Raw genomic sequence first — 9,883 nt, forward strand, 5'->3', positions numbered from 1 at the left:
GATTATATATGTCCCATTATACAATCACAATTTCTTATTACCTTCATAGGATTCTTTGTCCTTACGTTACTAGTATGCAGGCATATCAACAAATCCGTTATTCACTTTTTAATTGATAACTTCTTAATTTTATTCTTATTTTTATTACTCACTTTGATTATATGTATTCTTATGATCAATCATTTTAAAGATGTCAAAGCGATAGACTTCCTCAAAAACAAAGGTCCCTCTAAAACAATCATTTATTTCAATCAGGTTGTCTTATTCATTATGGTTTTAGTTATTCTATTCCTCTCATCTATTGGAATAGAGACTGGTTATTCGCTATTAAGTAGAATGAATAATCACAATGAATGGAATACAATGAAACATTATTCTATCTTGAGTGAAGTCTCCAATGTAGAAAATAGTGATCTGTTTACTAGTCAAAGCTTTTTAAATAAACAAAAAGAACTTTATCAAGAATTCAACAGTCTTGGTAGTCTCTATGCTGACTTTAATGAATATGATAAAGAAACATATACAAATACAAGTATGGCCTATGTCAATACAAACTACTTAAAGAAACAAGTGATTCAAGATATACATGGACATGCTATTCATATCAGTAAGGATGAAAAGAAAAGAATTGTCTTAGCACCTCAAAACTATTCAAAGAAGAAGATATATAAGATGACACAGGCTATGTTTGATACACCTCATGGTATCAAGATTATTTATTATAAAGACAATCAGAAATTCTTTACTTATAACTCTTTGATTGTATCTGATCATTCAAATAGTATCACAAATCCTGTTGTACAGGTACTTACAAATAAAAATGGATCACCTGAAGACTATGATGTCATTCTAGGATATAAATATAATCCTTATAAAATCAAAGGCTCTCAGGAAAGAATTCATTCTATTTTAAAGAAACATGACTTAGATCAATATGCTTCTAAAATCATTACTGCCTATGATGAAATGTCTCTATTAAACCATCAGGAACAAACACTCTTTATTGCGGTTATTATGATCTCTGTCGCATTAGTCAGTTTGATGATATTGATGATTTACCAGAATATTCATATATTCATCCAGTATCATGCATCACTTCTTGCGATAGAGACAATGGAAGGTTATACACCATTAAGCAAGTATTTCTATTTTGTGAAATCAACAGTTGTTTTATTTATATCTACATTCTTGATTTCTTTATTATGTCATTCTTATTTCATCTACACTCTTATTATTCATCTGATTCTTATGACTCTATGGGGTATGACTTATGTACTTTCCATAAAGAAGTTTGAGAGAAAGAATATCATTCATCTATTGAAAGGAACATTTTAAATGATTCAATTAAAGAATATTACGAAGCACTATGATACAAAAACAATCTTTGATCATTTCAATCTCACTATAGAAGATAATGAACTTGTCGCAATTGTAGGAAATAGTGGTTCTGGCAAATCTACATTACTTAATATCATGGGGTTATTGGAAGAGGTAGACGATGGAGAAATTATCATTAATCATCAATTGATTTCAAATAAGAAAGATGCATTACTACTTATGAGATATGATATAGGCTATATGTTTCAAAACAATGCACTTGTAGATGATTATACCGTCAAAGAGAATCTTAATATTGTGTTGAAGTATTCAAAATTCAATAAGAAAGAAAAATTGAATGCGGTAAAGCAAGTACTATCTACTGTTGGATTAGAAGGATATGAGAATAGAAAAGTATATTCTTTATCTGGTGGAGAAGCACAGCGTATCGCATTTTGTAAGATACTTCTTAAAAAGCCAAAGATTGTGTTATGTGATGAACCAACTGGTTCACTTGATGCAACAAACACAAAAATAATGATGGATCTATTAATGGAATATCACCATAGTAGTGGTGCCACTGTAGTGATTGTGACACATGACCTAGATGTTGCGAAACTTTGTGAGAGAGTTATTCATATTTAATCAGTTAACCGCAAAAACTCCTCTTTCACAAAAGTTTTGCGGTTTTAAACCGCAAAACTTTATTATTCTATGAACTATTGCGATTGAAAAAGGTGTCATTTTACTGACACCTTTAGCCTTTATTAGGAAACTTAGAATATACAAATTGACGTAAACGTGGATGTTCTCTCTTATAAATGAGCTGATAGAGCACATATGCGATTATACTTGCTGCTACAGCATCCATAAATGAATGCTGTTTGATGAACATTGTAGATAATGTAATAAGTACTGCTGAGATAGTCGCAAATATATGCATTGATTTATTGTCTTTGAATTTCTTTGATTTAATAAGTGCTATCGCACATCCTATTGAATTAAATACATGAATACTTGGAAATACGTTAGTTGGTTTATCTGCCCCATAAATAAATCTTAACCAGAATTGTTCAAAGGCATTCCCTGTAAGTACTTCTGGACGATGACAGAATGTTGTTGGGAAGATTGTGAATATGATAAGTGAAATAGTCATACCACAGGCTAGAAATGAAAAGCCACGATAGAATTCATCTGCATCATAGAAAAACAAGAATAACAAAGTTCCTGCAACAAATAAAAACCAATAGATATAAGGAATAATAAATGCTGGTACAAATGGTATGATACGGTCTAATCCTACATACATATCAAAGAAATGACTAATATCTCTTTGTTGTAAGCCAAAGTACCAAGGCATATAAAATACAAAATAGACAAGAACCCATGCATGTTCATGAGTCTTTATGAATTTCTTAATCATTTAATCACCCAAATTTTATTCTATCGATTCAGTAGGTAATAGTCAACATAAAAAAAACAGTGATAGAATCACTGTTAATTGAAACCAAATAGTTTCTGTGCAAGTTTATATCCACCAACGATTAGTTTACGTCCTAGTGGATCATTTAATTGCATAGCAAGACCTAATGCAGTCTTCTTTACTTCCTTATAAACGGCAGGCTTTGTATCCTTCATATAAGCCCATAAATCATTACGTTTCTGTAGGTTTTCTTCTGTACCACTCTTTACGCAGAGTACTGTAGTTACTGTAGTAATCATAGATAGATACTTAATTAAGTATTTTCTCATCTTACGTGATTTAAGCTTATCAATATCAATCGCATCAATCATACGTTTATTCACTCTGATCTGCTGATCAATACGTCCAATCATCACTGTTTCATTCACTGACTGATCATCACGACCAATGAAATAGTGATATAAATCAACATTTAGATAATACATAGTTTGAACAAATGGAATAGGTTCATACACAAATAAGTTATCTACATAGAATGTATGTTTAGGAAGTACAAGACCACTTGCACGTAATACTTCTGTCCGATAGATAATTGAATGCATTAATAGGTTCTGCGATGGATAGAAATATTTCACATCATACCATCTGAAAATCTTATTTTCAGGTAATGCATTTGTATAACGAATAGGCTTCTGTGTATTCTTTGATGGTTTATCATAGACATAGTTACAGATCATCATATCGACATCATTGCCAAGTTTCTTTAATGTCTGAATCACTTTAACTAAAGATGCTTCATCAAACCAGTCATCACTGTCTAATACTTTAAAGAAGCGTCCGGTTGCATTCTTTAAACCAGTATTCACTGCTTCACCATGTCCACCATTTTCCTGATGTATACATCTGATTGTTGCAGGATATTCTTCCTCTAATAAATCTCCTATTTCTCCTGTCTTATCCTTAGAACCATCATCAATGATTAAGATTTCAATATCATTTTCACATATTAATAATGGTTCGATAGCATGTCTCATATAATCTTGTGAATTATAACAAGGCACTGCAACTGTAAGAGTTTTCATACATTTACCTCCATATAGATTTATTTTACCATAAATCACCTTAATAAGGCTATAATTTATCAACTATCGCTTGTGTTTACATCTAAAATTAATGTAATATATACTGTATACGTAAGGAGTTGAGGTTAAAAAAATGAATAGAGACGTAACATATAAGGATAGTTTACTATTTCATATTAGTACAATGAAAATCCTTTGTCCTGTATTTGGTATTATCATGTTAGTTCTTGGCTTTATAGAAGCAAAAGACGGTTATTATGTGATTACAGGGCTTGGTGTCATCGGGCTTCTACTTATGATTTATATCACTTTAAAGGTGAACAAGAAGAAGACTTTCTCTTATATGATGACTGAAGATGATATTACTTTTAAAGAAGGTAATAATGAAAAGAAGTATGCTTATGAAGACATTACTAAACTAGTAGATGATGGTAAGACACTCACTATTTATTCTAAAGAAGGAGTGATTGCACAGCTTTCTTCATTAGAATTTGAAGTGGCTGATTTAGCTGAATTAGTTGAAGAATGTACTGATCATAAGATCCCTTATGAAGATGTTGAGGGTACAAAGGAAGCACCTAGTCGTATGCCTGCTGTATCAGTTACTAAACCAGTGATGCTTGTATTAACACTTATCCAGTTAGTATCATTAGTGGCTGGTATGATTGGTGCACTTGATTCTCTTGTTGTGGGTGGATTAATTTCTATCGTTATCCCTGTGCTTGCAGGTATTTACTATTTAGGTCTAACTGCCGAAGGAAATCAGCCAGCAATCAAAGAATTGTATGGATTGTTCTTCGGTAACTTTATTATCCCTACTATTACAGGATGGTTAATTCTATTTACTAAATATGCAATGGAAAATACAAGACCTGTTATTTATGCAACAATTATTGTATTCTTAATTATCTTTGTATTCTATCGCTGGATTGGTGAAAAAGCTGGATTACCTAGAGATGCATTATTTACATGCTTCCTAGTTATCTTTATTCCACTTGCATTATGCTGGATCAATGATCCTCTTGCAAAGGTAACTAATACAGAGGAATGTGTTATTACTAAGACAGAACATTATACAACTAAGTTCTCACAGGTATATCATTTCAATGTAAAAACAGGTAAAAAGAAATTTACTTATCGTGCTACTGCCAAAGAATTTAAAGAGTATAAAAAAGGCGATACAATCACAATCGTTACTAAAACTGGACCTTTCGCAGTCAGTTATAAAGAAATCAAGAAATAGGCATTTGCCTATTTCTTTTTTTATGCAAAAAAATAGAGTGCCATCATGGGAACTCTATTTTAATCTTTGTGAATAAATGAATTGATGCAATCCACTAGTTCATCAAATTCCACAATAATCTTGTCTAAATATTCCTTTCCGGCTGGTTCTAGGTGATAATACACTCTAGCTTTATTGTGGTAAATGATTGTATTACTTGAAATATAGCCATTTTCAATGAGTTTGTAGATAATAGGATACATAGTACCATTCTTCGGTTCAATACGACCCTTAGATTTTTCTGCAATCTCTTTAGTTAGTTCATACGCATATTGATCTTTTTCTTTCAATAAGCTTAAAATCATTAAATCAAGTTTAAATAAATAGTTTGAAGTCTTTGCCATAATTAATCACCTATAATAAGATTATCAAATATTAGAAGCGTTTTCAATACATTTTTTAAATAAAATGACGTATTTGTGCACCAAACTGTACTTTTATCCTGTTTACAATAAAAAAAAGCGTCATTTTTTTTAAAATAGTGTGTAAGAAAAAGAACTCTATGCCTTAAGAGTTCTTTTTCTTACCATATCAATATACTGGTCTTCATGTAGGATTCTAATATCCTGACCTTGTCTTGATAGTGTCATGGCTTTTTTTATCTTCTTATTGCCTTTTTGATATCTTGTCTGCTTGTAGTCCTTTTTCCCAATAACGAGATATCTTGTCTGTGTTGTGACATGGAATGATGGTGTCATACCATCCTGTTCTACAAATGCTTCTATTTCTTGTTTTGTATGAGCAAGTTTTCCAGTGAAAGCAACTGTTTCTTTCTGTATTCCCATCCTTACTTCCTGTACCTTATCACTTGATACAAGAGGTTCAATAAAAGAACTTGTCATACGTCCTAAAGGGACATTTTCCTTCTCGTGGAGCTCTTTAAGACTTGTATAGTGATGTTCATCCATCATCTTCTTTAAAAGTTCTGCACAGGCTAAAGAATCAGCCAGTGCATTATGGGCATTCTCTAATTCCACTGAATAATAATCACATAGAGAACCTAAGCCATACTTTTGTAATTCAGGATGAAACAGCTTTGCGAGTACTAATGTACATGATAAGAAACAAGTAGGCTTTCTTATACGAAACCTTCTAAATACTGCCAATAGATGATTTAAATCTGATTGGATATCATGAGATATCACAATACTGTTTTCAAAATATTGACTAATCTTTGGCCAGATTTCTGGAAAAGTGGGTTGTTTCTTTAAATCCTGTGGTCTGATCTTATGAACCTTATAACGATAGGGATCAAAAGTCAATTTAGGAGGTCTAATAAGGGAATAGAATGTTTCCTTTACTTTCATATCCTCCAATACCACTATTCCAATAGAACAGATACTAACAGGATCATTATTTAATTCTTCAATATCAAAGATTGTTATTTTTTCACTCATTCAATTCCCACTGCTTTCTTTGCTAACTGATCTGCCTGTTCATTATAGAAGTCTCCTGTATGGGCTTCTACCTTCATAAAGACAATAGGCAATTGTTTACGGTATTTAGTCATTTTATCAGCATAATACTGTGTCAGCTTTTTATTAGCTTTCCATTCTCCAATAGCCCACTTTTCAATACCCATATAATCATAATAAATCACAATACCATCATATTCAGGATGTTCTACTGCATACTTTACAGCTGCAAGTGCCCCAAATATTTCTCCTGCGACATTACGACTAGATATACATTCTTCATTATCTCCATGTCCACAAAGACGTTTAATGACCTGCTGTCCATCAATTAATACAGCACCATAACCATATACTTTCTTTTTCGCATTAAAAGAACCATCTACATAAGCAATTAACCCATGTTCCATTTGAGGTATTTCTTTTTTATCAGAAATAAACTCTTCTGCTTCCGTGCGTGATGTAAAGGACTTATAAGAAGCATTCTTAAAGCCATGAATCTGCTTCTGACATTCTGCCCAAGAGTTATAAATACCTGGTACTCTTCCGTTTTTTACGGCATAATATTTCATTTTTATCACCTACCCCATAATAATGAAAACAATAGGCGTTGTCTAGTTAATTATGCAAGTTCACAAAAACTATTTACTATGTTAAAATGAAAGAAATAAACAAAGCGAGGTTATTTTATGTTGATTGAAAAGAGATTTTTGAAATATGTGAGTTTTGATACACAGTCTGATGAATCTTCTACAACATCCCCTTCTACAGAAAAACAATTTGATTTAGCTGATTTCTTAAGTGAAGAAATGCAGATTTTAGGTGTAGATGAAGTAGAAAGAACAGATCAGGGAATTGTATACGGAAAGATTTATAGTAATTCTGATGAGCCTATGAAAGCAATTGGATTTATTGCCCATATGGATACTTCTCCAGATGCAAGTGGACATGATATTCATCCACGTATTATCCGTTCTTATCCTGGAGGACGTATTATTCTTAATGAAGAAAAAAAGATGTATTTAGATCCAGAAACAAATCCTGAATTAAAAGGTCTTGTGGGTGATGATTTAATTACAACTGATGGAACTACACTTCTTGGTGCAGATGATAAAGCAGGTGTAGCTATTATTATGAGTATGGTAGAGTATATCTGCCAGAATAGAGATTTTAAGCATGGTGATATCTGTATTGCGTTTACTCCTGATGAAGAAGTAGGTAGAGGTACTGAAAACTTTGATGTCAAGAGATTTGGTGCTGATTATGCCTATACAGTAGATGGTGGTAGAATTGATGAATTCAGTTTTGAAAACTTCAATGCCTATAAGGCTGATGTCACTATTACTGGTAAGAGTTATCATCCAGGTGATTCTAAAGGTAAGATGGTGAATGCTCTTACTTTAGGTCGTCAGTTTGATACAATGCTTGGTGATAATAAGCGTCCTGAAGCAACAGAACACAAAGAAGGCTTCTATCATCTTCATCATATGGAAGGTGATGTTTCTACAGCTAAGATGACTTATATTCTAAGAGATCATGACATGGATAATATGCATGATATGATTCATACAATGCAGCTTGCTGCTTCTTATTTAAATCAGGTTAATCATGGCAATTATATTGATATTGACTTTACTTTACAGTATAAGAATATGATTGAAGTTATCAATAAGACACCTGATATTGTATATAAGGTAAAACAGGCCATGATTAATATAGGACTTGATCCTATTGCATCTCCTATTAGAGGTGGCACTGATGGGGCTAATTTAAGCTTTATGGGACTTCCTTGTCCTAACTTAGGTACTGGTGGATATAACTACCATGGTCCTTATGAATTCTGTAGTATTAATTCTATGAAAAAGGGTGTTAAGTTACTTCTTGAATTGATTAAGGAGGCATAATATATGAAGTGTTTGTTTATCATTAATCCTTCTAGTGGGACACATGCATTCCAGAAATCTATTGATCAGTTTATTGGTCAATTAATTCTTCATACTAACGTAAATACAATTGATACTTACTTTACTAGAGGAAAGAATGATGGATTAGAACGTGCTGCTAGACTGACTAAAAATGAATATGACTTTATTGTGGCAGTAGGTGGAGATGGTACTATTAATGAAATCATAACAGGACTTATTAAGAGTGAATCTAAGATTCCTCTTGCGATACTAGCAGCAGGTACTGTCAATGACTTTGCAACTTACCTTAATCTTCCTAATACACCAGAAGCATTCCGTGATATGATTGCTCGTTTTAAAACAAAGAAGATTGATGCAGGTTATGTAGATGATCATTGTTTTGCGAATGTATTAAGTGGTGGCATGTTTAGTGATATTGGATTTCTTGTCACTAAAGAGGAAAAGAAGAAATTTGGTCCTCTTGCCTACTATATCAATGGATTGAAGATGTTACCTGAACAGTTAGGCTTATCACTTCATCTTAAAGTAAAAGCAGATGAAATAGAGTTTGAAGAAGATGCCGCCTTATTCATGATTACGAATAGTTCTCATGTAGGAGGATTTCCAGGAGTGACTCCATATGCTTCTACAAGTGATGGTAAGTTAGATCTTATTATTATTAAAAAAGGGAATGTAGCTGAACTACTTAATGTCTTTATGGATTATAAGCGTAATCTTCATCCTCAAAATCCAATGATTCGTTATGTTCAGGCAAAGGATATCACAATCAGTTGTGATGAAGATATTGTCTATGATATTGATGGTGAAAAAGGACAGAGTTTCCCTGTTCATGTTGAATGTTTAAGACATGCAGTTTCACTCATTATTCCAGACCAGGATGAAAAGTAAACACAAAGAGGAAAATCAATTGATTTTCCTCCTTTTTAGTTCATGATGTTAAGTTATTTATTTCTTTGTAAAGAACTTGATACTTCTATAGATATAGTAAGCAAGGGCAGCACCTGCCATATAATAGAAGAAATCAGTAACATCAAAATAGCCTCTTAATGAAAGTAATTTAGCTACTTCGAAAATAAAGCTAACACCTAAAATAAATGTGATTAACTGTCCTAATGTACAATCCTTCTTGATCACATAATATAATGCGATTGGCATCACTAAGAATATCTTCACGATAATATTCATCTGTAACGCCTGATAATTTGAATTAGGATCATAGTAGAACGGAACAAGATTAGTCGCATAAGCTATTCTAGAGAAGTAAGGTGTACTATTACTTAGAATAGGTCTTTTCTCTATTATAAATGCGATAAATACAAGTAAGTAGAACACGATAATGCATGATTTAAACGATAGGGTCTTTTTCATAATTTCCTCCATTTCCCCGCGCCTTCGTTGCGCGGACACAAATATATAACCAAACTCAAATCCCCCAAAACTCT

General features: G+C 32.4%; 11 protein-coding genes. 5 read left to right on the forward strand and 6 right to left on the reverse strand.

Going from position 1 to position 9,883, the window contains the following annotated elements; translation table 11 throughout:
• The coding region (locus EAI80_RS10135) for a hypothetical protein (RefSeq protein WP_238634564.1) at positions 1 to 1,335 on the forward strand (1,335 nt) is incomplete at its 5' end.
• The gene (locus EAI80_RS10140) at positions 1,336 to 1,962 is read left to right on the forward strand and encodes an ABC transporter ATP-binding protein (protein WP_129981925.1); all 627 of its coding nucleotides are present in this window, start codon (positions 1,336 to 1,338) and stop codon (positions 1,960 to 1,962) included.
• Between the two features lie 112 nt (positions 1,963 to 2,074).
• Here the strand turns inward: EAI80_RS10140 and EAI80_RS10145 are convergent, their stop codons facing one another.
• Positions 2,075 to 2,740 (reverse strand): phosphatase PAP2 family protein, encoded by a 666-nt coding sequence (locus EAI80_RS10145; protein WP_192924049.1) that lies wholly within the window; start codon positions 2,738 to 2,740, stop codon positions 2,075 to 2,077.
• Positions 2,741 to 2,814: 74 nt separating this feature from the next.
• A complete protein-coding gene (locus EAI80_RS10150) occupies positions 2,815 to 3,822 on the reverse strand; it encodes a glycosyltransferase family 2 protein (RefSeq protein ID WP_129981926.1) in 1,008 nt (335 codons plus the stop codon).
• A gap of 133 nt (positions 3,823 to 3,955) precedes the next feature.
• Between EAI80_RS10150 and EAI80_RS10155 the strand changes: the two genes are divergently transcribed.
• A complete protein-coding gene (locus EAI80_RS10155; protein ID WP_129981927.1) occupies positions 3,956 to 5,065 on the forward strand; it encodes a hypothetical protein in 1,110 nt (369 codons plus the stop codon).
• A 59-nt stretch (positions 5,066 to 5,124) separates the two neighbouring features.
• Here EAI80_RS10155 and EAI80_RS10160 read toward each other — a convergent pair whose 3' ends face one another.
• The 3 genes from EAI80_RS10160 to EAI80_RS10170 all read right to left on the reverse strand — a co-directional run bounded on the left by EAI80_RS10160 (position 5,125) and on the right by EAI80_RS10170 (position 7,088).
• Positions 5,125 to 5,448, reverse strand: coding sequence for a PadR family transcriptional regulator (locus tag EAI80_RS10160; protein WP_022424491.1), 324 nt, complete (start codon positions 5,446 to 5,448; stop codon positions 5,125 to 5,127).
• 156 nt (positions 5,449 to 5,604) lie between these two features.
• Positions 5,605 to 6,501, reverse strand: a complete 897-nt coding sequence (locus tag EAI80_RS10165) for an exonuclease domain-containing protein (RefSeq protein WP_129981928.1) — start codon at positions 6,499 to 6,501, stop codon at positions 5,605 to 5,607.
• Positions 6,498 to 7,088 carry a ribonuclease H family protein gene (locus EAI80_RS10170; protein ID WP_129981929.1) on the reverse strand — a complete coding sequence of 197 codons (591 nt, stop codon included), beginning with the start codon at positions 7,086 to 7,088 and terminating at the stop codon, positions 6,498 to 6,500. Before EAI80_RS10170 ends, EAI80_RS10165 begins: the two co-directional genes overlap by 4 nt.
• A 117-nt stretch (positions 7,089 to 7,205) precedes the next feature.
• Between EAI80_RS10170 and pepT the strand changes: the two genes are divergently transcribed.
• Together pepT and EAI80_RS10180 are read left to right on the forward strand one after the other, a co-directional pair.
• Positions 7,206 to 8,420: a peptidase T gene (gene pepT, locus EAI80_RS10175; RefSeq protein ID WP_129981930.1), complete on the forward strand. Its 1,215-nt coding sequence runs from the start codon at positions 7,206 to 7,208 to the stop codon at positions 8,418 to 8,420.
• Between the two features lie 3 nt (positions 8,421 to 8,423).
• Positions 8,424 to 9,329 (forward strand): diacylglycerol kinase family protein, encoded by a 906-nt coding sequence (locus EAI80_RS10180; RefSeq protein WP_022424487.1) that lies wholly within the window; start codon positions 8,424 to 8,426, stop codon positions 9,327 to 9,329.
• A gap of 57 nt (positions 9,330 to 9,386) precedes the next feature.
• Here EAI80_RS10180 and EAI80_RS10185 read toward each other — a convergent pair.
• Positions 9,387 to 9,883, reverse strand: a 497-nt coding sequence (locus EAI80_RS10185) for a VanZ family protein (RefSeq protein WP_129981931.1), incomplete at its 5' end; no start/stop codon positions are given.

This window comes from Catenibacterium sp. co_0103 (assembly GCF_004168205.1).
Lineage (GTDB): Bacteria > Bacillota_I > Bacilli_A > Erysipelotrichales > Coprobacillaceae > Catenibacterium > Catenibacterium mitsuoka_A.

Coding starts and splice junctions, on each gene's coding strand:
- EAI80_RS10140 (WP_129981925.1), top strand. CDS start 1,336: ATGATTCAATTAAAGAATATTACGAAGCACTATGATACAAAAACAATC.
- EAI80_RS10145 (WP_192924049.1), bottom strand. CDS start 2,740: ATGATTAAGAAATTCATAAAGACTCATGAACATGCATGGGTTCTTGTC.
- EAI80_RS10150 (WP_129981926.1), bottom strand. CDS start 3,822: ATGAAAACTCTTACAGTTGCAGTGCCTTGTTATAATTCACAAGATTAT.
- EAI80_RS10155 (WP_129981927.1), top strand. CDS start 3,956: ATGAATAGAGACGTAACATATAAGGATAGTTTACTATTTCATATTAGT.
- EAI80_RS10160 (WP_022424491.1), bottom strand. CDS start 5,448: ATGGCAAAGACTTCAAACTATTTATTTAAACTTGATTTAATGATTTTA.
- EAI80_RS10165 (WP_129981928.1), bottom strand. CDS start 6,501: ATGAGTGAAAAAATAACAATCTTTGATATTGAAGAATTAAATAATGAT.
- EAI80_RS10170 (WP_129981929.1), bottom strand. CDS start 7,088: ATGAAATATTATGCCGTAAAAAACGGAAGAGTACCAGGTATTTATAAC.
- pepT (WP_129981930.1), top strand. CDS start 7,206: ATGTTGATTGAAAAGAGATTTTTGAAATATGTGAGTTTTGATACACAG.
- EAI80_RS10180 (WP_022424487.1), top strand. CDS start 8,424: ATGAAGTGTTTGTTTATCATTAATCCTTCTAGTGGGACACATGCATTC.